At 30.1% G+C, this 22662-nt stretch carries 27 protein-coding genes; 17 read left to right on the top strand and 10 right to left on the bottom strand.

Annotation, left to right across the window (positions count from 1 at the left end; translation table 11 throughout):
- The first annotated feature begins 29 nt into the window (after window positions 1–29).
- Window positions 30–413: a rhodanese-like domain-containing protein gene (locus tag E5R92_RS01895; protein WP_168606425.1), complete on the top strand. Its 384-nt coding sequence runs from the start codon at window positions 30–32 to the stop codon at window positions 411–413.
- Here the strand turns inward: E5R92_RS01895 and E5R92_RS01890 are convergent.
- Entirely contained in the window at window positions 410–994 is a 585-nt protein-coding gene (locus E5R92_RS01890) for a 2-hydroxychromene-2-carboxylate isomerase (RefSeq protein WP_168606424.1), read from the bottom strand. The two genes, E5R92_RS01895 and E5R92_RS01890, sit on opposite strands and share 4 nt — an antisense overlap.
- Window positions 987–1460: an ABA4-like family protein gene (locus E5R92_RS01885; RefSeq protein WP_168606423.1), complete on the bottom strand. Its 474-nt coding sequence runs from the start codon at window positions 1458–1460 to the stop codon at window positions 987–989. Before E5R92_RS01885 ends, E5R92_RS01890 begins: the two co-directional genes overlap by 8 nt.
- 37 nt (window positions 1461–1497) lie before the next feature.
- Here E5R92_RS01885 and E5R92_RS01880 point away from each other — a divergent pair, with 37 nt between their 5' ends.
- Window positions 1498–2052, top strand: coding sequence for a regulatory protein RecX (locus E5R92_RS01880; protein WP_168606422.1), 555 nt, complete (start codon window positions 1498–1500; stop codon window positions 2050–2052).
- On the opposite strand, the gene E5R92_RS01875 is transcribed toward E5R92_RS01880, so the two are convergent.
- The 3 genes from E5R92_RS01875 to E5R92_RS01865 are packed head-to-tail and all read right to left on the bottom strand — an operon-like array spanning window position 2044 to window position 3163.
- Entirely contained in the window at window positions 2044–2190 is a 147-nt protein-coding gene (locus E5R92_RS01875; RefSeq protein WP_006997093.1) for a hypothetical protein, read from the bottom strand. The genes E5R92_RS01880 and E5R92_RS01875 overlap by 9 nt on opposite strands.
- Entirely contained in the window at window positions 2190–2960 is a 771-nt protein-coding gene (locus tag E5R92_RS01870) for a 3'(2'),5'-bisphosphate nucleotidase CysQ family protein (protein WP_168606421.1), read from the bottom strand. Before E5R92_RS01870 ends, E5R92_RS01875 begins: the two co-directional genes overlap by 1 nt.
- A complete protein-coding gene (locus E5R92_RS01865) occupies window positions 2957–3163 on the bottom strand; it encodes a DUF3553 domain-containing protein (protein ID WP_006997091.1) in 207 nt (68 codons plus the stop codon). The genes E5R92_RS01870 and E5R92_RS01865 overlap by 4 nt, the downstream gene beginning before the upstream one ends.
- A 5-nt stretch (window positions 3164–3168) precedes the next feature.
- Between E5R92_RS01865 and mnmA the strand changes: the two genes are divergently transcribed.
- The 13 genes from mnmA to E5R92_RS01805 all read left to right on the top strand — a co-directional run bounded on the left by mnmA (window position 3169) and on the right by E5R92_RS01805 (window position 14669).
- A complete protein-coding gene (mnmA, locus tag E5R92_RS01860; protein ID WP_168606420.1) occupies window positions 3169–4284 on the top strand; it encodes a tRNA 2-thiouridine(34) synthase MnmA in 1116 nt (371 codons plus the stop codon).
- Between the two features lie 198 nt (window positions 4285–4482).
- On the top strand, window positions 4483–5658 hold the full coding sequence (locus E5R92_RS01855; protein WP_168606419.1) for a trans-sulfuration enzyme family protein: 1176 nt from the start codon (window positions 4483–4485) through the stop codon (window positions 5656–5658).
- Complete coding sequence (locus E5R92_RS01850) at window positions 5655–6875, top strand: MFS transporter (protein ID WP_168606418.1); 1221 nt, start codon at window positions 5655–5657, stop codon at window positions 6873–6875. The genes E5R92_RS01855 and E5R92_RS01850 overlap by 4 nt, the downstream gene beginning before the upstream one ends.
- A gap of 4 nt (window positions 6876–6879) precedes the next feature.
- Window positions 6880–8043, top strand: coding sequence for a chorismate-binding protein (locus tag E5R92_RS01845; protein ID WP_168606417.1), 1164 nt, complete (start codon window positions 6880–6882; stop codon window positions 8041–8043).
- On the top strand, window positions 8040–8597 hold the full coding sequence (locus tag E5R92_RS01840) for an aminodeoxychorismate/anthranilate synthase component II (protein ID WP_168606416.1): 558 nt from the start codon (window positions 8040–8042) through the stop codon (window positions 8595–8597). Before E5R92_RS01845 ends, E5R92_RS01840 begins: the two co-directional genes overlap by 4 nt.
- Window positions 8560–9330 (top strand): aminotransferase class IV, encoded by a 771-nt coding sequence (locus E5R92_RS01835; protein WP_168606415.1) that lies wholly within the window; start codon window positions 8560–8562, stop codon window positions 9328–9330. Before E5R92_RS01840 ends, E5R92_RS01835 begins: the two co-directional genes overlap by 38 nt.
- 5 nt (window positions 9331–9335) lie before the next feature.
- Window positions 9336–9734, top strand: coding sequence for an HIT family protein (locus E5R92_RS01830; protein ID WP_168606414.1), 399 nt, complete (start codon window positions 9336–9338; stop codon window positions 9732–9734).
- 114 nt (window positions 9735–9848) lie between these two features.
- Window positions 9849–10643, top strand: coding sequence for an adenylyl-sulfate reductase (locus tag E5R92_RS01825; protein WP_168606413.1), 795 nt, complete (start codon window positions 9849–9851; stop codon window positions 10641–10643).
- An 18-nt stretch (window positions 10644–10661) separates the two neighbouring features.
- Window positions 10662–11132: an adenylyl-sulfate reductase subunit beta gene (aprB, locus tag E5R92_RS01820; protein ID WP_168606412.1), complete on the top strand. Its 471-nt coding sequence runs from the start codon at window positions 10662–10664 to the stop codon at window positions 11130–11132.
- Window positions 11132–12991 (top strand): adenylyl-sulfate reductase subunit alpha, encoded by a 1860-nt coding sequence (gene aprA, locus E5R92_RS01815; protein WP_168606411.1) that lies wholly within the window; start codon window positions 11132–11134, stop codon window positions 12989–12991. Before aprB ends, aprA begins: the two co-directional genes overlap by 1 nt.
- Window positions 12992–13009: 18 nt before the next feature.
- Window positions 13010–13360 carry a hypothetical protein gene (locus E5R92_RS01810; RefSeq protein WP_168606410.1) on the top strand — a complete coding sequence of 117 codons (351 nt, stop codon included), beginning with the start codon at window positions 13010–13012 and terminating at the stop codon, window positions 13358–13360.
- 66 nt (window positions 13361–13426) lie between these two features.
- A complete protein-coding gene (locus E5R92_RS07520) occupies window positions 13427–13561 on the top strand; it encodes a hypothetical protein (protein ID WP_268233873.1) in 135 nt (44 codons plus the stop codon).
- A gap of 28 nt (window positions 13562–13589) precedes the next feature.
- Window positions 13590–14669 carry a sulfite exporter TauE/SafE family protein gene (locus E5R92_RS01805; RefSeq protein WP_168606409.1) on the top strand — a complete coding sequence of 360 codons (1080 nt, stop codon included), beginning with the start codon at window positions 13590–13592 and terminating at the stop codon, window positions 14667–14669.
- Between the two features lie 118 nt (window positions 14670–14787).
- On the opposite strand, the gene galE is transcribed toward E5R92_RS01805, so the two are convergent.
- Genes galE through E5R92_RS01785 form a run of 4 tightly spaced genes read right to left on the bottom strand, consistent with a single transcriptional unit; the run spans window position 14788 to window position 18382 of the window.
- Window positions 14788–15768, bottom strand: coding sequence for a UDP-glucose 4-epimerase GalE (gene galE / locus E5R92_RS01800; RefSeq protein ID WP_168606408.1), 981 nt, complete (start codon window positions 15766–15768; stop codon window positions 14788–14790).
- Between the two features lie 51 nt (window positions 15769–15819).
- Window positions 15820–16899, bottom strand: a complete 1080-nt coding sequence (locus tag E5R92_RS01795) for a YeiH family protein (protein WP_168606407.1) — start codon at window positions 16897–16899, stop codon at window positions 15820–15822.
- A gap of 26 nt (window positions 16900–16925) precedes the next feature.
- The gene (locus tag E5R92_RS01790; RefSeq protein ID WP_168606406.1) at window positions 16926–18092 is read right to left on the bottom strand and encodes a UxaA family hydrolase; all 1167 of its coding nucleotides are present in this window, start codon (window positions 18090–18092) and stop codon (window positions 16926–16928) included.
- A 5-nt stretch (window positions 18093–18097) separates the two neighbouring features.
- Window positions 18098–18382 carry a UxaA family hydrolase gene (locus tag E5R92_RS01785; RefSeq protein WP_168606405.1) on the bottom strand — a complete coding sequence of 95 codons (285 nt, stop codon included), beginning with the start codon at window positions 18380–18382 and terminating at the stop codon, window positions 18098–18100.
- Between the two features lie 111 nt (window positions 18383–18493).
- On the opposite strand from E5R92_RS01785, the gene xsc reads away from it, so the two are divergent.
- Together xsc and E5R92_RS01775 are read left to right on the top strand one after the other, a co-directional pair.
- A complete protein-coding gene (gene xsc / locus E5R92_RS01780; protein WP_168606404.1) occupies window positions 18494–20278 on the top strand; it encodes a sulfoacetaldehyde acetyltransferase in 1785 nt (594 codons plus the stop codon).
- 39 nt (window positions 20279–20317) lie between these two features.
- Window positions 20318–21622 (top strand): NAD(P)/FAD-dependent oxidoreductase, encoded by a 1305-nt coding sequence (locus E5R92_RS01775; protein ID WP_168606403.1) that lies wholly within the window; start codon window positions 20318–20320, stop codon window positions 21620–21622.
- 125 nt (window positions 21623–21747) lie between these two features.
- Here E5R92_RS01775 and E5R92_RS01770 read toward each other — a convergent pair whose 3' ends face one another.
- A complete protein-coding gene (locus E5R92_RS01770; protein ID WP_168606402.1) occupies window positions 21748–22647 on the bottom strand; it encodes an FkbM family methyltransferase in 900 nt (299 codons plus the stop codon).
- Between the last annotated feature and the right edge of the window lie 15 nt (window positions 22648–22662).

Raw genomic sequence — 22662 nt, 5'->3', positions numbered from 1 at the left:
TAAATTAATTTTTATATATTAATATATAGATGAATATTAAATCATCTCAAATGTTAGTTTCACAAGCACTAGAAGAGGTGAAAACTATATCTGTTAAAGAAGCGCACCAACTATCAATAGATAATAAGTGTAATTTAATAGATATTAGAGAAAAAGGTGAGCTAGATAAAATGGGAAGATTGGAAAATTCAAACCATATTCCCCGTGGAATGCTAGAATTTTGGTTAGACCCAAACGGTCCATATTTTAAAGAAGGAAAACTAGATATGAATAAAGAGATAGTTTTATTTTGTGCAGGTGGATTAAGATCTGCGCTTGCAGCTAAATCATTAAAAGAAATGGGCTTTGAAAATGTTTCTCACATTGATGGTGGTTTTGCAGCAATTAGTCAAAGTGATTTTAAAATAGTTTAATCTATTTTATTATATTCATCTAAGGCAAACTCCAATCGATCTTGCCCCCAAAATATTTTATTATTGACAATAAAAGTGGGTGCGCCAAAAATCTCTTTTTCATGAGCATCCTTAGTGGCTTCTTTTAGCTTTTTTTTAATAATAGGATCTTTAATTGTTTTAAAAAAAATATTTTTATCAATCTTGCATTGTACAAGTAGTGGTATTAAAATATTCTCTTTAGAGATATCCAGATCATCTTTCCAATAGGCATCGAACATTATTTTAACATATTGTGCTTGATTTGATGAATTGATATCTAAATAACCCCTCATAATATTTAATGAGTTTATAGGAAATTTAGAATTCCATTTAAAACCAAAATTATTTTTTTTTGCAATTAACAAACAGTCATTCATCATGTGTTTTAATTTAGGTTTGATAAATGCTGGTGCCGTTATTCCTTCTAAATTATGAAGACCACCTAATAAAATGGGTTTATAATTTATTCTAATATCTTTTGGTAATGATTGAATTTTTTTATAAGCTAAATATGCATAGGGACTTATGAAATCAAAATAGAAATCTATTTCTTTAGTCATATAGATTAATTCTTTTTGCGTAAAAAATTCTTATAATCCAATAAAGAGTAAGTCCAATTGGACCAATAAAATAAGTTATTAATAGCGGAAAAGACATTATTATTTTATTGATACCAAATTTTTGTGAGTCTTTAACAATCCATCCACCACAAAATAAATTGATAGATAAAAAATGAGTCCAAAATAAAATCAAAAAGGATTTATCGTTAAACAAATTTCCAATTGAATCTAGGCCTAAATATAGCTCAAAATTTCTTATAAAGTCATACCCTTCATTAAACAGCATATAAGTTAAATAACCGTAGGCGAAACTTAAAATAATAAAAGGAAAAATTGATGTAATAAAAGCTCTACATATTTGTGATTGTGGAAAGAAGACTAATATTAACCAAAAAGGCAAGACACCCAGATTTAACCAAAGAAAAATCATTTCAATTGTAAAGAATGTATAGATTTGATCGATCATTTTATAGTGTATTATACAATATGCTATCAAGATTCATATGAGAAATAAAAAAAAAACATTACAGGTGACGGTAGAGGAGATGAGAAATTTCTCATTTGCATACATTGAAAGATATGCACCATCTAAACAACAGCTTAGAACCTATCTTCTAAAGAAGTATCTAAAAGCTAATTTAGAAAATATTAAAAAACAAGATATTAAAGATTTAATAGATGTTGTTTTACAAGATCTTGAAAAAACTAAGTTTATTAATGATAAATTCTATTCTGAAAGTAAATCTAGAAGCTTAATTCAAAGAGGTAGTTCGGTTAATAAAATTAGAAACTATTTAATGACTAAAGGAATTAATGATCGCTACATTAAAGAAACAATAGATAAGATTAAAGAGGATAATTCCGACCAAGATTTTTTTTCTGGAATAAAAATATGTAAAAAAAAGAGAATTGGACCAGCGAGAGTAGAGGATAATAGAGCCCTATTTTACAAAAAGGATATTGCTTTACTAGCAAGAAATGGTTTTGATTTTGAAACCTCTAAAAGGATCATGGATATTGATCAAGCTGACTATATGAAAATAATTAGATTACTTTAATTTTTTTTCTTTCTCTTCTTCTTCAACAAGAGACTGAATTCTATTTCTAATAACATTTTTAACAAATACAAAAACTAATAAACCAAAGATGGAAACTGATACTATAATTATTAAAATTATTCTTAATTGCTCATCCATTATAATATATTTTTACTTTTTAAAATTAAACTTGGGTTTTTAAATTCAGTTTTTCCATAGAGTATTTCATTATAATTAAAATCAGTTACTTCCCCCCCTGAGTGTTCAAGGATTGCATGACCAGCTGCAATATCCCATTCACAAGCTCTTGGTTCAGCGACATACATATCAAATTCACTTGCTGCAATAACACAAAATTTTAGCGAGCTTTTCATTTTTTGAAAAGAACTTATCTTATATTTTTTATGAATTTCTAAAATTTCAGGTTTAAGATCGTTAGAATAACTTACCGCTTTATGGCCAAAATAGTTTTTCTCTTTATTCATTAATGAAATTTCTTGATTGTTAATTAACTCGTAACTGTGAGACAGACCGTAAGAATAAAAAACTCTTTTTTTTGCTGGTACTGTTATGATCCCAATAGCTGGTTTTTTATCCAATATTAATGCTGCATTTAAAGTAAATTCATCACGGTTATTAATATAATCTCTGGTGCCATCTATTGGATCGATTAACCAAAAAGTATTTAAATCATTATCCATCTTATGGTTTGCACTCTCTTCTGAAACAATAGGGATATTTGGAGTTATTTCTTGGATCTTGCTGGTTAAAATTTTATTAACCTCAATATCACCATTACTTACTGGGGTATTGTCTGGCTTAATTTCTTTTTGTAAACCAGCGCCTCTTAAATCTAAAGCTACCTGACTTGCTTTATTAAAAGTGTCTATTAGTGAAAGTGTAATTTTTTTTTTTTCTTCAAGGTTCATTTATATAATTTTTCTAACTGAATTATTTTTGAATTAATAACTTTTTTTCCAACATTTTCAAAATTTACAGTAACTTTACCATTAATTATTGATTGAACTTGTCCTGTACCCCAGTCTTTGTTGTTAGGATTGATAACTTTGTCACCTGGTTCAAAATCTAAAATCATTAATTTACTTATAGTTAATATACTAATAAATATCATTAAATATGACAAAATTAAATTCTATTGGAATAGCTAAAGACCCAAAAGATACCTTAGTTGTTGTTGCAATGTCAGGTGGAGTAGACTCTTCAACTGTTGCAGCCATGATGAAAAATGAAGGTTACAATGTCATCGGTATTACTCTTAAACTTTATAATGACAGTAAAGAGACAGCTTCTTCAAAACAATGTTGTGCAGGCCAAGATATTATGGATGCAAAAAGGGTTGCTGATAAATTAAATATAGAACATAAAATTTTATATTATCAAAATAAATTTAAAGAGGGAGTTATTGATAATTTTATAGATAGTTATTTAAATGGAGAAACACCCATACCATGTGTACAATGTAATAAGACAGTCAAATTTACAGATTTATTCCAAGAATCAAAAAGGCTCAATGCTGATGCTTTAGTAACAGGACATTATGTTAAAAGTATTACTGAAAAAGACAATACAGATATGTATAGAGGTATTGATTTAAATAGAGATCAAAGTTATTTTTTGTTCAATACCACAAAAGATCAATTAAATTTTTTAAGATTTCCCTTGGGTAATCTTCTTAAAGATGAAACTAGAAATATTGCAAGAGAACTTGATCTCAATGTTGCAGATAAGCCTGACAGTCAAGATATCTGCTTTGTTCCAAATGGTGACTACGCTTCAGTTATTGAAAAGTTTAGACCAAACTCTTTTATTAAAGGTAACATTAAAAATATGATTGGTGAGGTGATAGGAGTTCACGATGGTATTATCAATTATACAATTGGTCAAAGAAAAGGAATTGGAGTTTCTGATAAGAACCCATTATATGTAGTAAAGATTATTGCAGATAAAAATGAAATTATTGTTGGAACTAAAGAACATCTTGTTAAAACAAAAATAAATTTAAAGAATTTAAACATTATTACAAATGATCAAAATGATTTTGAAAATGAATTATTTGTAAAAGTTAGATCAACTGGAAGATTGATTAAAGCCAAGATAGATATCAAAGATAACAATGCTAAAGTCAATTTATTAGAAGAAGAACATGGTATTGCTCCCGGTCAAGCATGCGTGTTTTATTCAAAAAACAATAATGGCTACAAAGTACTTGGTGGTGGCTGGATAAAAAGTTAGATTTTTTTGAGATGTAATAAAAGTTAAGAGACTACTTTTTCTTATTTTTTCTTATTTTTTCTTTTAGCTCTTCTTTTTTTAGAGCCCTGTTTTCTTCGACCTCTATGTTTTTTTGGGTAACCCATACTATCCTATTTATAATCTTATTGACGTTATTGCAGGGATATAGCATTCTCCCTTTAACTTATCAAATTTTTTATGACAAAATCATTCAAGACTTTCCTTAAACATACTGCAAAAGATTACCATAATCAGTCAGTTAACCCCCCTGTAGTAAGAGCATCGACTATTATCTTCAAATCTATGCAAGATATTAGAAAAATGCAGGATAAGAGCAAAAAAGATCCAACAGGTGGACATTTTGATTATGGAAGACAAGGAACATCAACAACCCATGTTTTGTCACAAATACTCAAAGAAATGGAAGAGTGCTATCACGTATTTTTGACACCAACGGGATTTGGATCAGTTTTCTTATCTATATTCAGTATTGTTCGACCTGGTGATGAGATTATCGTTGCAGATCCTGCGTATTCACCTACGAGAATCTTAACTCAAGATTTTCTAAAAGAATTTAACATAAAATCTGTTTTTTATGACCCTCATAATTTGAAAACATTAGAAAAAGCCATTACCAAAAAAACAAAATTAATTTTTGTTGAAAATCCTGGAAGTAATACGTTTGATTTTCAAGATTTAGGTAAAATAGTATCAATTGCAAAAAAGAATAAAATTTTTTCAGCAATTGATAATACATGGGGAACACCGTACTTCCTAAAACCAATTAAACTTGGCTTTGATATGTCAATTGTATCTGCTACCAAATATTACTCAGGTCACTCAGATGTAATGGGTGGAAGTCTTGCAGTTAATAAAAAAGTTTTTAAACAAGTTGATAAAGCGAATAAGATAACTGGTTTAAGGCTTGGTCCTGATGATGCGTATTTAATAACAAGAGGACTTAGAACCCTAGATGTTCGATTGGACAAGCATGAAAAAAGTGCAAAACAAGTAGCGGAATTTTTATCTAATTATAAAAACATAAAACTTTTATATCCACATAAAAAAGATTCATTTAATTTTAGAATGTGGAAAAAATATTATTCTGGTGCCTCGGGATTGATGGGTTTAAAAATTAAATCAAAAAACAAAAACTCTGTAATTAAGTTTGTTAACTCTTTAAAATTATTTGGTTATGGGTATAGTTGGGGTGGGTTTGAAAGTCTTGCTTTATATCAAGACAAACGTGAACAAGGTAATAGACAATATCTAAAATTAGCAAAAGACGAACATTTGGTTAGACTACACATTGGTTTAGAGGACCCAAAAGATCTCATTGAAGATTTAAGAAAATCTCTTAAATTTATTAAATGAGTTCAGAAAAATTTATTAATAATAAATCAGCTTTAATAACGCTAATTGCAGCCTGTGTTGTAGTTTTAATTTCTCTTGGTGTTAGACAAACTTTTGGTCTATTTTTCATGGACTTTAAAAATGACTTAGATATTTCAATAACTCAATCTGGGTTAGCAATAGGTATTCAGATGTTAATGTGGGGGTTAACAGGTCCTATATTTGGCGCTGTCGCTGATAAATATGGAGGACACAAAGCAATTTGTTTAGCTTTTGTTTTTTATATTTTGGGAATTTACTTTTTGTATGCCGGTCCAAATACTGGAATTTTTTTTCAAATTGATTTAGGACTTTTAGTTGGAATTGGTTTGGGTGGAACCGCAATTAGTATTCCAATGTCAATTGTTGGAAAACATTTCCCATTATCAAACAGGACTATAGCAATGAGTATAGTCACTGCCGTCGGATCTTTGGGTTATTTTATCTCTCCGCTTTATACAAGTTATTCTTTAATCAAAAATGGATGGGTCGACACACTTTTTGTATTCACAATATTCTTGTTTATTGGACTTTTAGTTGCTTTTTTTGTTAGATCTCCATCTGCATCTCAATCTATTGAAAAACCTAATGATCAAAGTACATTTGACGCTTTAAAAGAGGCCTTTAAAAATAAAAGCTACATACTTCTTACATCTGGCTTTTTTGTATGTGGTTTTCACATAACTTTAGTTGGAACACATGTTCCAAAATATGTAATTGATAGAGGCTTAGAAAGCTGGACAGCTGCTGCAATTTTATCCTTAATTGGACTATTTAACATATTTGGGTCTCTATTAAGTGGATATCTTTCTACAAAAATTAGTAAAAAAATTATTTTAAGTTCTATCTATGCATTAAGGGGCGTTTCAATAATTTTATTTATCTTCTTACCAGCAAGCAACATTAATGCATTTATCTTTGGTGCAAGTTTTGGCTTTTTATGGCTTTCAACGGTGCCAGCAACAAGTGGTATAGTTGCTCATATTTTTGGAACAAAATATTTAGGTGTATTATATGGAATAGTTTTTTTAAGCCATCAAGTAGGGTCATTCTTCGGAGCTTTTCTTGGAGGACTATTTTATGATTTATATGGCTCTTATGATTATGCTTGGTATTTAGCAATTGCTTTATCTATTTTTGCAGCAATAATACATCTACCAATTAAGGAAGAAGCAGTTTTAAGATTAAAAACAGAATAGAAAATTGAATAAGAAAAACTACTTACTAGATTTAAATAATTCAAAAAAACCCTTTATAATCTATAAATCAGATGAGGGGTTTGATCTTTATACGGATTTTTCAAAAAAAATTATTTTAAACAATAACAACATCAGGAAATTCATTAATAAAAATACTAAATTAAAATCTATCTGTAGAGAAACAGACCTATTTATTGGTTTTTTTGGCTATGAAATATTAAATAACTTAATTGACGTAAAAATAAAAAAACAAAAAAAAACAAATTTCCCTAAAGGAATATTTTACAAACCTGAAACAAAAGTAAAACTTTCAAACAATCTTGAGTATAAAAAAACTAGATCATCAAATTCTAGTGATTTGTTTAAAATAAACATTAATAAAAGATCCTATAAAATAATATTTGATAAATTTAAAAATAAAATAAAATCTGGAGAAACATACCAGATTAAAATTTGTACTAAATATAGTAATAAATCAGAAATAGATGCTTTAGACTTTTTCTGCAGACTTGTAAAAAGCAATATGGCACCAGAAGCCTTTATGATTAGGGATAGAAATTATTCAATAATAAGCTGCTCCCCTGAAAACTTGATCACAAAAAAAAATAATTTTGTAACAACAAAACCTATAGCAGGCACTTTAAAGAAAACTAAAAAATTAAATAAAAATAAAGCACTTACTTTTTTTAGGAAAAATTTAAAAGAAACGAAAGAGCACAACATGATTGTTGATATGGAAAGAAACGACTTATCAAAAATTTGCAAACCAGGTTCGGTAAAAATTTTAAAGAAAAAAATAGTTGAAGAATACAAAGACCTTTATCATTATGTCAGCTTAATTAGAGGACAACTTAAGAATAAGGTGACCGCACTAGAGATTATAAAAGCAATGATGCCAGGTGGATCGGTAATTGGATGTCCAAAAATTAGTACATTAAATTTATTAAATAAGCAGGAAAAGCAAAGCAGAAATATTTATACAGGTAGTTTTGGGTACTTAAAGTTCAATGGAGATATGCGGTTTAATATTATCATTAGATCAATATTAAATTTTAAAGGTAAATCAGAAATTTCTGTAGCTTCTGGTGTTGTAATTGACAGCAATGCAGTTCATGAATTTAATGAAAACTACATCAAAGCAAAATCATTAATGGATCTTTACAAATGATCTACATTATTGACCACCAAGACTCTTTTACTCACAACGTAGTGCATCAATTTCAAAATTTTGATGAAGTGGTTTGTACGAATTTTAATAAAATAAATGAAAATAAATTAAAAAAAGCAGATATTATAGTTTTTTCACCAGGCCCAGGTGCTCCAAAAGATTATCCTATTAGCTCTAAAATCTATAAAAAATATAAAGGTAAAAAAAAGATTATTGGTATTTGTCTTGGGTTTCAACAAATTCTACATTGTGAAAATGGAAAAATAATTGAGCAAAAAAAGATTTATCATGGTTTTCAATCTAAAATAAAAGTAATAAGTAAAAATTCATTATTCAAAAAAAATTGTCAATTCACTGTGGGTAGATATCATTCTCTTAAATTAAAAGAGCCATTTACTGCAAAAAATTTTGAAATCACAATGAGGTGTGCTATTTCAAATACAGCAATGACAATAGAAAATAATAAAGACAAAGTATATGGCTTTCAATTTCACCCTGAATCTTTTTTAACTGAAAATGGTAACTTACTTATTAAAAAAATCTTATCAGCATAAAACCTACAAAGAAATTAATTTTAAAGATCTTTGGGGGGATAATGGTGTGTTCACTACGATGTGGATCTTTGGAAAACCAGCTAAGATACTTTTTTTTAAAAAACATATTAAAAATTTAATAAAGTCTTTAAAAATTTATAAATTAAACACACCAAATCTTGAAAAAAATATTCTTAAATTAATAAAATTAAATATTGATAAAAAAAGATCTTACAATCATCTTCTTAGGGTTGCAGTGAATAAAAAGATAATATCAATTTCTTTAAGAAATAGAAAAACACCAAAATTAAATTTTAATTTAAAACTTATTAGTCACAAACGATTTGACCCTAAGTATAAAAATCTTAAATATAACTTTATATTAAAACATTTATCTAAAATGAATAATACCACTTCAGATGTTGGTCTTTGTTACAAAAATATGATTTTAGAAAGTGGAACTTCAAATATGTTATTTATCAAAGGTGATAAAGTTTATTCTCCTTTAAATAATATTTATAAAGGCATTACTTACGATTTTTTTAATAAAAAATTGAATAACATTATTAACAAAGATATTTTGATCAATACTTTATCAAAATATAGTGAAATTCTTCTTGTAGGTTCTGGAAAAGGTGTTGCATCAATAAAAAATATTAATGAAATTAAATGGAAGCGAAAAAATTTAAAATTTTATAAAATACTATCTAGTTTTTACAAAAGTGAAGTTAACAAATGTTCTATCTATAAATAATATTTATGTTTGACCCAAATAATCCCTGCTTATTCTGCAACTCTAGACAAAGTGGTTCAGCTGCCGAAAATGAGTTGGCTTATGCTAGTTATGATACATATCCTGTATCTGAATTTCATTATTTAATTATTCCAAAGCGTCATGTGAAAGATTATTTTGATTTAAGCGATGAAGAAGTTATTGCCTGTAATAATCTCACCAAACAAATTAAAGAGGAAATATTATTAAAAGATCCTACAGTTAAAGGATTTAATATTGGAACTAATGCTGGAAAAGTTTCAGGGCAATCAATTTTACACTGTCATATTCATTTAATTCCACGAAGAGAGGGTGATGTTGCAAATCCACAAGGTGGTGTAAGATCAGTTATTCCTTTAAAACAGCATTATAAACGTAAAGTGTAAGTTGTATTTTGATTGTTAAATAGCGCACCTAATAACGGTTGATCTATCATTTTAACTATATTAAAAACTCAAAATTAAGATTCAACAAAATAGTTATAAAGGGTAATAAACTATATGATGTCAATTAGTCCATTTTCTGCATTAGCAGAATCAATTTCTCCTTCTGTAATTCAAGGCTTTGTTTTAGCAATGTTAGCTCTAATCGTCATTGGAACAGTTGTTCAAATGATACATCATAAAAATGTTACTTATTTTTTCAATAATGCAAAAAAAGCAAAGTTGGCTGCCGAAAGAGAACTTGGTGTGGGAGAAAAAACTTCAGTTATTTTAAAAACTGTAGTGCATGATATTGCAACTACTGCAGAGTTAGGAGCTGGCAAAAGAAGAATTGCTCATGTTATGGGAATGTATGGAACTATTTTATTTTGGGTTGCAACAGTCGTATTAGTTTTTGGTTATACTGGAACAGGAACTGCAGCACCATCAGTCTGGCCTATGATTTGGCATGTTGGAGCAATAATGACTTGTGTTGGTGGATACTGGTTTTGGTTATTTTTAAGAGTGGATGTACTTGCTGAAGCTCATCCTTGGTACAGAATTATTAAAGCAGACTTATTTGTTCTAGCACTTCTTGCATGTGCTACTACTGGACTTGCTTGGTCATACTTTCAATCTTCAGGATCAGTTGGATTAGGATATTTATTTTTAATTTTATTTATTACCTCAAACATTGTTTTATTTGGGGGAGTTTATTGGTCAAAATTTGCACACATGATTTATAAGCCAGGTGCAGCAATCCAAAAAAACTTAGCAGAAGCAGATGGGTCAAGAGACAATCTTCCACCATTAGCAGATGCACCAAAACAATTTGGGCTAGGAATTAAAAGAGAACAACCAAAACACTATTAAAGAGAGAGGTAATAAAATATGTCAACTTTTGTATACATGACGAGATGTGATGGATGTGGTCACTGTGTGGATATTTGTCCATCAGATATAATGCACATCGATGAAAATATTAGAAGAGCAGTAAATATTGAACCAAATTTTTGTTGGGAATGTTATTCTTGTGTAAAAGCTTGTCCTAATCATGCAATTGATGTTCGTGGTTATGCAGACTTTGCCCCTATGGGTCACAGTGTAAGAGTTAGACGTGAAGAAGAAAAAGGAACTATCTCATGGAAAATTAAATTTAGAAATGGAACTACAAAAGATTTTGTATCTCCAATTACAACAAAGCCTTGGGGAGAATTTATTCCAAAATTAGCAGAAGGCGAAAAACCTAATCAAGGTGAGATCAATTCTCAAATGCTCTATACTGAGCCTAATGGTTTAAATATTGATGGTAAATTACCATCTGTTCCTAAAGATACATTTAAAAAAGGGGTTTACTACTAATGGCCAAACATAAAACACATTTTGAGGATTGCGACGTTCTAGTTGTTGGTGGTGGTATGGCAGGAACTGGTGCTACTTTTGAAGCTAGACACTGGGGAAGAGATATGAAAATTATTTGTGTTGAAAAAGCTAATATTGATAGAAGTGGAGCTGTTGCTCAAGGTTTATACGCAATTAACTGTTACATGGGTATGCAGTGGGGTGAAAACCAACCTGAAGATCACGTAAGATATGCACGTAATGATTTAATGGGAATGGTTAGAGAAGATTTAGGTTATGACATGGCTCGTCACGTTGACTCAACTGTTCATATGTTTGATGAATGGGGCTTACCAATGATGAAAAATGAAAAAACAGGTCGTTATCTTAGAGAAGGTAAATGGCAGATTATGATTCATGGTGAAAGTTATAAGCCAATCGTTGCAGAGGCTGCAAAAAAATCAGCTGACAAAATTTATAATAGAATAATGATTACTCATCTTTTAATGGATGAGGCTCAAGAAAATAGAGTAGGTGGAGCCGTTGGTTTTAATATGAGAACTGGTGACTTCCATGTATTTAGATCAAAAACTGTAATTGTTGCAGCAGGTGGAGCATCTCATATTTTCAAACCAAGAGCAGTTGGTGAAGGAATGGGAAGAACTTGGTATGCACCATGGAGTAATGGTTCTGCTTATGCATTACCCATTGCTGTTGGAGCTAAAATGACACAAATGGAGAATAGAATTGTGTTATGTAGATTTAAAGATGGATATGGTCCAGTTGGAGCATACTTCTTGCACCTTAAAACATATACTCAAAATGCAAATGGAGAGAACTATGAGAAGAAATGGTATGATCAAACTAAAGAATTAGTTGGTGAATACATTGATCACCATCCAACTCCTACATGTTTAAGAAACCACGCATTTATTCAAGAAACTATTGCAGGTGGTGGACCAATTCACATGGTAACTACTGAAGCTTTCCAAGATCCACACTTAGAAACTGTTGGTTGGGAAAATTTCCTTGGTATGACTGTTGGTCAAGCGGTTGTTTGGGCTTCTCAAAATATTGATCCTAAATACACAAATCCTGAACTAACTACATCTGAACCTTATGTTATGGGTTCTCATGCAACTTGTTCTGGAGCTTGGGTTAGTGGACCTGAAGATTTATCTCCACCAGAATATTTCTGGGGTTATAACAGAATGTTAACAATTAATGGTCTTTTTGGTGCAGGAGATACTGTAGGTGGAAGTGCTCATAAATTTTCTTCAGGATCATTTACTGAAGGTCGTTTAGCTGCAAAAGCTGCTGTAAAATATATTGAGGATAAAAAAGCAGAAGGAATTAAAGTTACAGATAAACAGTGTGAAGACTTTAAAACTGCTATATTTAAACCTTTAGAGACATATCAAGTAGCTCAAAATGAAATTACAGGTGGAACAGTTTCACCTAGTTACATTTCACCTATTCAAGGTCTTCAACGTCTACAAAGAATTATGGATGAATATGTTGGGGGAATTGCAACCAACTACATGACTAATGGTAATATGCTTAAAAGAGGCTTAGAATTACTTGCTTGGTTAGAGGAAGATTTAGAAAAAGTAGGTGCTGAAGATTTACACCAACTTATGAGAGCTTGGGAGTTAAAACATAGAGCTTTGACTTCTCAATGTGTAACTGAACACACTATGTTCCGTGAAGAAACACGTTGGCCTGGTTACTATTACAGAGGTGACCATATGAAACTTGATGATGATAATTGGCATTGTTTAACAGTTTCTAGACGTGATCCTAAGACTGGTAAATTTTCACTAGAAAAAGTGCCGGTTTATCACATAGTTGATGAGAACGAGAAGAGAAAAGCTTCTTAAAACAGTTAAACTTAAATTATGAATCTTTTAGATAAATCTGATGATGAGATTATAACAATTGCTAATCCTATTTGGGATAATCTTGTTAAAACTTCCAATATGAAAGATTATGGTGGTTTTACTAAGGACTTTGGAACTCAAATGTTATTTGGAGCAAATGAAGTAGAACTTGGAAAGCAGTGGGCTAACAACAAACTTTTGACGAGCTTAAAAGAGGACTACGAAGCATTTGGCTGTCTTAGAAGGGGTCAAAACATTACCGTTCTATTTAAACAGAGGAGCAAGGAAATTGAAGGTGAGTTCCTTGGAAGGTTAGTCCTTGGTGTTGAAGGGAATGATGTTAAGGTCTTTGGAGCAACAATCTACTAATAAAAAAATCATTTCAGACAAACTATTTATTTGACAAATAATTAACTGGGTGTATTCACGGTTGTAATGTCAATTTCCAACATAAAAGTATTAAACAAAATTTCAGATTTTAAAGTAACTATTATCAAAACAGGCATCTTTGTCAGTCTAGCTGCTTATTGGGGCATTATTTTAGTTGGAACTTTTATCACATTTAATTAAGTTGTTTTTTAATAACTGTTAATTTTTTATGGATGTTTTTCTACCAATAGCTCAAGTATTTGTTAATCCTATTGAAATACTTTTATTGAGTGCAATCGTTGGAGTGCTTTCAGGTTTATTTGGTGTTGGTGGTGGTTTTTTAATGACTCCATTCTTAATTTTTTTAGGCGTACCACCTGCATATGCTGTCGCAAATGAAGCTAACAATATTCTTGCAACTTCTGTATCAGGATCAACAACTCATTATTTAAAAAATACTTTAGATTACAAAATGGGTCTTATGATTGTTATTGGTGGAACAATTGGAACTGCATTAGGTATTTATACATTTACATATTTTAAAGGTATTGGAAAAATTGATACAGTTATTTCTTTAGCCTATATGTATATACTTGCAATTATTGGTACATTAATGTTAGTTGAAAGTCTTAGAGAAATAGACAGAGCAAAAAGAAACCTTACAGTTAAAAAAAAATTACACGTTCATTATTGGATACATGGTCTTCCATTAAGAATGAGATTTCCAAAATCAAAATTATACGAAAGTATATTTACTCCAATTATAATTGGTTTAGTTGTAGGATTTATTGCTGCTATAATGGGTATAGGAGGTGCTTTTATATTAGTGCCCGCAATGATTTATATAATTAAGATGCCAACAAAATTAGTTCCAGGGACTTCTTTGTTTGTAACAATTTTTGTCAGTGTCATAGTTACTTTTTTACATTCATTTAATTTTGGCTCTATAGATTTAATGTTAGTAGTAATGTTGGTTATTGGTTCAATCATAGGGGTTCAAGTGGGGCAAAAACTCGGTGAAAAAATTGACAGTTCTGGTTTAAAAGCATTACTGGCAATTTTATTATTGATAGTTGGAATAGCCATTGCTTATGAAACTTTTTTTGCAGAACAAACTGAAAGAGAAATAATACAAGCTTTAACTGCAGATTTAAATTTTTTCTCACTATTTATTTTAGAATTTTCAGAAGACATGCCATTTTTTTATGGATTATTTTCAATCATGTTTGCAATTCTTTTAGGAGTAGTGGCAGCACTCATTAGAAAATTTTTCTCAAACATAAGAAAAAAATACTCAATTAAAAAATAAACAATATAAATTAAAATCATTTGGGAAAATTATATTCTAAGTTTTTTCGTTAGTCGATAAACCAACTACAGCCAATGCCATACTTAAAAATATTCTAATAATTGATGTTATTTTAATTTTAAGATTTTAATTTTTTTTCCCATTCAACAGCAGTTTTTAAAATATAATTAAGATTATTATACTTTGGTTTCCATGAAAAATATTTCATAAATTTCTCTACATTAGACACTATCATTTCACTATCTCCAGGTCTTCTTGGTCCAACTATAGTTTTTAAATCTTTGTTTATAATTTTATTTAATTCACTGATTACATCTTTAATACTAAAACCATTTCCATATCCGCAGTTAAATAAATTAGACTCGCCACCATTTATCAAATAATTAGCTGCTATTATATGAATTTCAGCTAGATCAGAAACATGAATATAGTCTCTTATAGCCGTTCCATCTGGAGTGTTATAATCATCTCCATTGATAATTAATTTATCTTTTTTACCAACCACTACTTCAGATGCAATTTTAATTAAATGAGATGAAACTTTTGATATTAATCCAGTTCGCATTTTTTCATCTGCACCAGCAACATTAAAATATCTCAGAATAATATATTTTGAATTATAGTTTTTTGAAGTTTCTTTAATAAAATTTTCTAATTCTAATTTTGAAGATGCATAAGGGTTAAGTGGACTTGTTGGGTCAGTTTCTTTAACTTTTTCAGTTTTTGGATTACCATAAACAGCTGCAGTTGAGGAAAAAATAATTTTTTTTAATCCATTTTCATAACAAGTTTTTAAAAATATTTTAGCTTTCGAATAATTAAAATCATTATACCTTTCTGGTTGTTCTACTGATTCATCAACTCTAATTAAGCCAGCAAAATGCATAACCAAATCAAAATTATTATTCTTTATTAATTCATTTACTTTTTCCTTTTCAGCTATATCAAATATTTCAAGTTTTACCTTCTTGGGTAATAACTCTTTATTTCCAGTTATTAAGCTGTCTATACATGTAACCTTATAACCTTGATCAATTAATAAATGACAAACATGACTGCCTATATAGCCAGCTCCACCTGTTAGAAGAATATTTTTCATTTATAATACTTTACATTAATATCTATGTTCACCAATTCAAATATGATGAATCTATAATAAAAATTTAAGAAAAGTCTCTAAACTTACAATACTTACAATTCCAACTGTAATTGCGGCAATTAACCCAACAACAAATGGTTTGTATCCCATGGACTTTAATTCACTCAGGTTAATAGATATACCAACAGCTGCCATTGCCATAGTTAGAAAGACAGTGGCTAGACTTTTAGTATAATTTATTAAGGTTTTCCAAATATCATAATTACCATTTTCTATAGTAAATACCTGATCACCAATATTTCTAATAATTATCATTCCAATAAAACCAAGAACAAAATATGGAAAAATACTGAATATTGAATAGTTTTTATCCTTAACCCTACCTCTATTATATAAAAAACCAAATAGTGGCACTAAGATTACTAAAAATGTATTTCTTATAAGCTTTGTAACTGTAGCTACATTTAGAGTTTCAGGGCTATTAAATTGCTGGTCATAAATTAATCCAGCTGCCGCTACTTGAGAAGTTTCGTGAATGGCAGTTCCTAAAAATAAGCCTGCCATTATAGGCTCTCCATAAAAATACCATTCAGCAAAATAAGGATAAATAAGCATAGCTATAACGCCGAACAACGTAATATTTGCTATTGCATAAGCAACTTCCGTTTTTTTTGCTTCTATAATAGGTGCTACTGCTACTATCGCTGTTGCACCGCAAACACTTGTTCCAATTGCTATCAAGTAAGACATTTTAGATGAAATTGGAACTTTTTTAATTAATAATTTTATAAGAATAAGAACACTTAATATACACACAATAATTAAGGGAATAGCAACAGTTCCAAATTTTAGAAACTCTTCAAAGCTTAATCTTATACCTAAAAAAATTATACCTAATTTAAGAACATATTTTTGGGTAAAATCTAAACCGATCATCATACCTGGTCTTGGTGTAAAGGCATTACCCATTATAATTCCAAGTAATATTGCTATCATTACAGTTGAAATAGGACTTTTGGTAGTTCCAAACAACTCTATACCAATAACATTGTTTATTCCTTGTGAAAATAAACAGAAAACTAAAGCAAGTATTACACCAGGAAAGATTTTAATAATTTTTTGAGAAACCATATATACAGAGTAAAGAACTTTAAAAGCTACGCACTTCTATAGAGTTTTGTCATAACAAACTCTTTATGTCCTAAACTTTCTGCACATGTTAATCTACCATTTGCTACTCTAATCATAGATTTAATTAACTCATCACCAGCTTGAGACATAGTCATCTCACGTGATAAAATTTTTGATACATCACAATCAATATGTTCTCCCATACCTTTTACAGTTAATGGATTGGCAGTTAATTTGATAACTGGTTCAATAGGGTTACCCACGATATTACCTTGACCAGTTGGGAATAAGTGAATGTTAAATCCAGCTGCTGCCTGAAGAGTTACACATTCAGCTGCTGCTGATGATGTATCCATAAAGTATAAGCCTTTACCTTTGGTTGGCTCTTCAGCTGGTTCTAGTACATCAATAAATTTACATGAACCAATTTTTTGAAAGTTACCAAATGCTTTTTCTTCTATCGTTGTAAGCCCACCGGCAATATTTCCTGCAGTAGGTTGGCTTTCTGAAAGGTCATCAGTTGCTTCTTTAAGTATAAAATCATTATAAGAATTCCATGTTTTCATAAATTTTTCTGATGCTTCTGGTGTTGCACCTCTTTTAGCACAAACAGTTTCAGCTCCAGTAAGTTCTGAAGTTTCTCCAAAACATAAATGAACACCCATTGGTTCTAATTTATCCATTAAATTTCCAACTGTAGGGTTTGCAGCTAATCCAGATGTTGTATCTGATTCTCCACACTTAACTGATATCCATAAATCACTCATAGGACACTCTTCTCTTTGTTTTTCAGACGCCCACATCACAAATTCCTGAGCTTTTTTTGAGGCTTTCATGACAGTACCAATATCTCCAGTTCGCTCAATATGAAATCCTTCAACTGGCTTTCCTGTTTTTGCTATTCCATCAACTATTTTTTTTGTCCATTTTGGCTCTATACCAATAACTATTACTGCTGCAACATTTGGGTTGCTTCCAGTTCCAATCATAGTTCTAAAGTGTAAATCTAAATCAGCACCAAATTGAAGCCTTCCATAAGAGTGAGGAAGGGCCATTGTGCCTTTAATATTGTTTGCAACAGCTTCAGCACATGCATTTGAAATGTCATCTACAGGAAGAATGATTACATGATTTCTCGTTCCTGCTCTGCCATTTTCTCTTTTATAACCTAAAAAACTTTTTGGAATTTCCATATTTTTTACCACTTCTTCGTTTTTACATTGTGAACATGAACATGTTCACCTTTTTTGATTGATTTAATTACTTTTCCAATATCATGACCATATTTTAAAATAGTATCACCTTCGTTAAGGTCAACCATTGCAATTTTATGTCCTAATTGAATTTCATCTACTGATTGAATTTGAACTGTTTTATCATTCTCCATAATCCAGCATGCGCAATCTTGTTTTGGAGCAATTTTATCAATAACAACTACTCCAACGTTGTCTTTCTCGTCATGTATAATAATATCTGTAGCCATAATTGTGTCGATTTGTTTGTTTGAAATTTTTAAATTCTTATATATTAATCTTTAAAATTAACAAATTATTAATAGATTTTTTAACAACTTAAGCAGGAAGGCCTAATTATTATGACTAAAATGACAACAGAAGAAGCTTTTGTAAAAGTTTTACAAATGCATGGAATTGAACACGCATTTGGAATTATTGGATCGGCTTTCATGCCAATTTCAGATATTTTTCCTGATGCTGGAATTACTTTTTGGGATGTTGCTCATGAAACAAACGGTGGGTTAATTGCTGATGGTTACACAAGATCTACTGGTAAAATGTCAATGGTAATTGCACAAAATGGTCCTGGAATTACAGGTCTTGTTACTCCAATTAAAACCGCATACTGGAACCACACACCATTATTATTAGTAACACCGCAGGCAGCTAATAAAACTATGGGTCAAGGTGGTTTTCAAGAAGTCGAACAAATGAATTTATTTAAAGACATGGTTTGCTACCAAGAAGAAGTTAGAGACCCTTCAAGAATGGCAGAAGTATTAAATAGGGTAATTGAAAAGGCAATAAGAGGATCAGCTCCCGCACAAATAAATGTTCCAAGAGATTATTGGACACAAGTTATTGATATCGATCTTCCTCCAATTGTGAGACTTGAAAGACAAGCGGGTGGAGTTGATGCAATTAAAAAAGCAGCTGACTTATTATCAAATGCTAAGTTTCCAGTAATATTATCTGGTGCTGGAGTTGTAATTGGTGGAGCGATTGAAGATTGTAAAAAATTAGCTGAAAAATTAGATGCCCCAGTCTGTTCTGGGTATCAACATAACGATAGTTTCCCAGGTAGCCACCCATTAGCAGCTGGACCTTTAGGATACAATGGATCAAAAGCTGGAATGGAATTAATTAAGAAAGCTGATGTTGTTCTTGCACTTGGTACAAGATTAAATCCTTTCTCAACATTACCAGGTTATGGAATGGATTACTGGCCTAAGGATGCAAGTATCATTCAAGTTGATATGAATTCAGATAGAATTGGTTTAACTAAAAAAGTATCAGTTGGTATTTGTGGGGATGCAAAATTAGTATCTCAACAAATTTTAGCTCAACTTTCTCCAACAGCAGGAGACATTAATAGAGAAGAGAGAAAAAATACAATCCACCAAACTAAATCTGCTTGGTTACAAGAGCTATCAAGTTTAGATCATGAAGACGATGATGAAGGTACAGTTTGGAATGCAGAAGCTAGAAAAAGAGATGCGGATAGAATGTCTCCTAGAGAAGCATGGAGAGGAATTCAAGCAGGTATGCCTGATGATGTAATTATCTCAAGTGATATTGGAAATAACTGTGCAATTGGAAATGCTTATCCTACATTTGAAAAAGGTAGAAAATATTTAGCACCGGGATTATTTGGTCCATGTGGTTATGGTTTTCCAGCAATTCTTGGAGCAAAAATTGGATGTCCTGACACACCAGTAATTGGTTTTGCAGGTGACGGCGCATTCGGTATTAGTATGAATGAAATGAGTTCTTGCGCTAGAGAAGAATGGCCAGCAATTACAATGGTGATTTTTAGAAACTATCAATGGGGTGCTGAAAAAAGAAACACTACATTATGGTTTGATGATAACTTCGTTGGAACAGAACTTGACCCAGAATTAAGTTATGCAAAAGTTGCTGACGCTTGTGGTTTAAAAGGAGTTACTGTTCGTACGATGGAAGAGACAACAAATGCAATCAAGCAATCATGTGAAGATCAAAAGAAAGGAATTACAACGTTTATTGAAGTAATTCTTAACCAAGAACTGGGAGAGCCTTTCAGAAGAGATGCTATGAAAAAACCAGTTAAAGTTGCAGGGATCAAAAAAGAAGACATGATCAAGCAACCTTCTTTGGTATCTTAAAATCTTTTAAAAACATCTTATCTGTCATAATCTAACTGCATGAATGTAGTTAATGATACTTGTTGTAGTTGGATTAATGACCTTGATAGAAGATCTAATATAAAAAATTTAGATAAAGATAAATCCTGTGACTGGTTAATAGTAGGTGCTGGCTATACAGGCTTATCTGCTGCTAGAAAACTATCAGAACTTCATCCTAATAAAAAAATTATTATTGTTGATGCCCAATTAGCAGGCGAGGGTGCAAGTGGAAGAAACTCAGGATATTTAGTTGATACGACACTTAATGATGGTTTTACATCAAATAAAGAGCTTTCTAATTATAAAAAGAAGACTGATATTTATAAATTAGGAATTGATGTTGTAAAAAAGTTTATTAAAGAACACCAGGTTGATTGTGAATGGAATGATAGTGGAAAATATTTTGCTTCATCAAATGAAAAAGACAGAAAGATATTGGAAAATTTTAGCAAAACTTTATTAAAACTAAACTTTGAGCATAATATCTTAGAAAAAGATGAATTAGGTAAAAGATTAGGTACAAATTTTTATAAACTAGCACTTTACACTAAAGGTGGAATTTTATTACACCCGGGAAAACTTGTAAGAGCAATGGTTGACACTTTATCAGGTAATGTTGAGCTATTAGAAAACACTCAATTAAATGAATGGTCAAAAAATAGTGATACAATTATTTGTAAATTTAATAATCATAAAATAATTACTAAAAATATTATTTTTTGTACTAATGGTTTTTTAAAATCACTTGGTATAAAAAATAACTATAATTTCCCCTTAACTTTAACTGCAAGCATGACAAGATCATTAACTGATACTGAATTTAAATCCATTGGCGAACCTAAAGAATGGGGTGTGCTACCCGTTAGACCAATGGGTGCAACTATTAGAATGACAAAAGACAAAAGAATTTTAATTAGAAACACTGCTGAAGTTCATAGCCCTTTTAAAATGTCTAAATCAGATTTAGATAAAAGATCTTTTAATCAAAAACTTGGAATTAAAAAAAGATTCCCAAGTTTATCAGATAATATTATTGAATCTAGCTGGTCTGGGATTGTATCTAGAACAAGAAATAGTTCTCAAATTTTTGATAAAATTGATAACAACGTCTTTGTAGCAGGTTGTTATAATGGTTCTGGTATTGGAGTTGGAACTTTATTTGGCGAACAGATAGCAATTAAAGCAAGTAATGAAAATAGTGATGAAATTGAAATAATAGAATCTAGAAGTAAGCCTACTTGGCTTCCACCACAACCATTTTTAAATATTGGTGTTAAAACTAGATTAGCTTATGAAAGATTTAAAAGTCGTTCAGATATATAATAAAAATTAACTATCAATTTTTTAAATTACAAATGAGTGTCTTAAATATCACGTAATACGGTTCCATCTAAAGAACACTTTAGATACAAATACTAAACAAAATTAGAACCCTCGGAATGAAAGTTTCAGGGATTTTTTTTGAAATAAAATGTTTTAAGAATTTCCCTCTTATTTATTCCTGAGATAATACCACCTTTAAAAAAATTATTTTCATAATTATTTTTGTATTCATTTGGTATACAGCAAATCATTTTAATCCACCTATCTTCATCAAAATTTTTTAATTCTATCAAATTAAGATTGTATGGTTTTTCTTTAGAGGAAACCAAAGTTAACAAACTATAGTTTAGGTCTTTAAAAAAATGGAATAACTCTCTTGTGTAATTTTCAATGATAATAGAAGGTCTGTTTAATTTAATGACCTCTTCACCTCCATATAAAACTTTTAAATCCATACCATCAATATCTATCTTAATTGCTGTAATATTCTCTAAATTTTCATTTTTACAAAACTTATCTATAGTAATTTGATTCATATTTTTTAAATTACTTAGTTTATGATTTGAATTATCAGAATAGAAAGAATAGCCATCCTCAGAATCGCCTGCAACTACAGAAATATTTTCATCCCCAACAAAATATTGATGATAATAAAAATTATCGATATCTATTTTTTTTAAAATATTGATACATTTGGTACTTGGCTCAAAACCAATAATTTTTTTAAAATAATTTTTAAATAAGGTTGGATAATATCCACTATGACAACCAATATCTAAAAAAATATCATTTTGTCTATTTTTTAAACTATCTAAAAAAAGATATTCATTTCCCCAATCCGTAAAACACTGGGTCATAAAAACTTCAGTACCAGACGGATCCCATTTATAAATGCTATAATTATTGTTTGTAATGACTTTATAAATAAATTTTTCTTTTATAAATTTTTTAATTATTTTTATTTTTAAGCCTCTTAAAAAAAAGTTTTTTAATCCTATTTGTTTAGCAAAGATAGCGGATGTCATAAAAGTATATTTAAT

The sequence above is a fragment of the Candidatus Pelagibacter giovannonii genome, from assembly GCF_012276695.1.
Lineage (GTDB): Bacteria > Pseudomonadota > Alphaproteobacteria > Pelagibacterales > Pelagibacteraceae > Pelagibacter > Pelagibacter giovannonii.
Note: the sequence above shows the minus strand (reverse complement) of the source record. Positions and strands in the feature narration are given on the sequence as shown.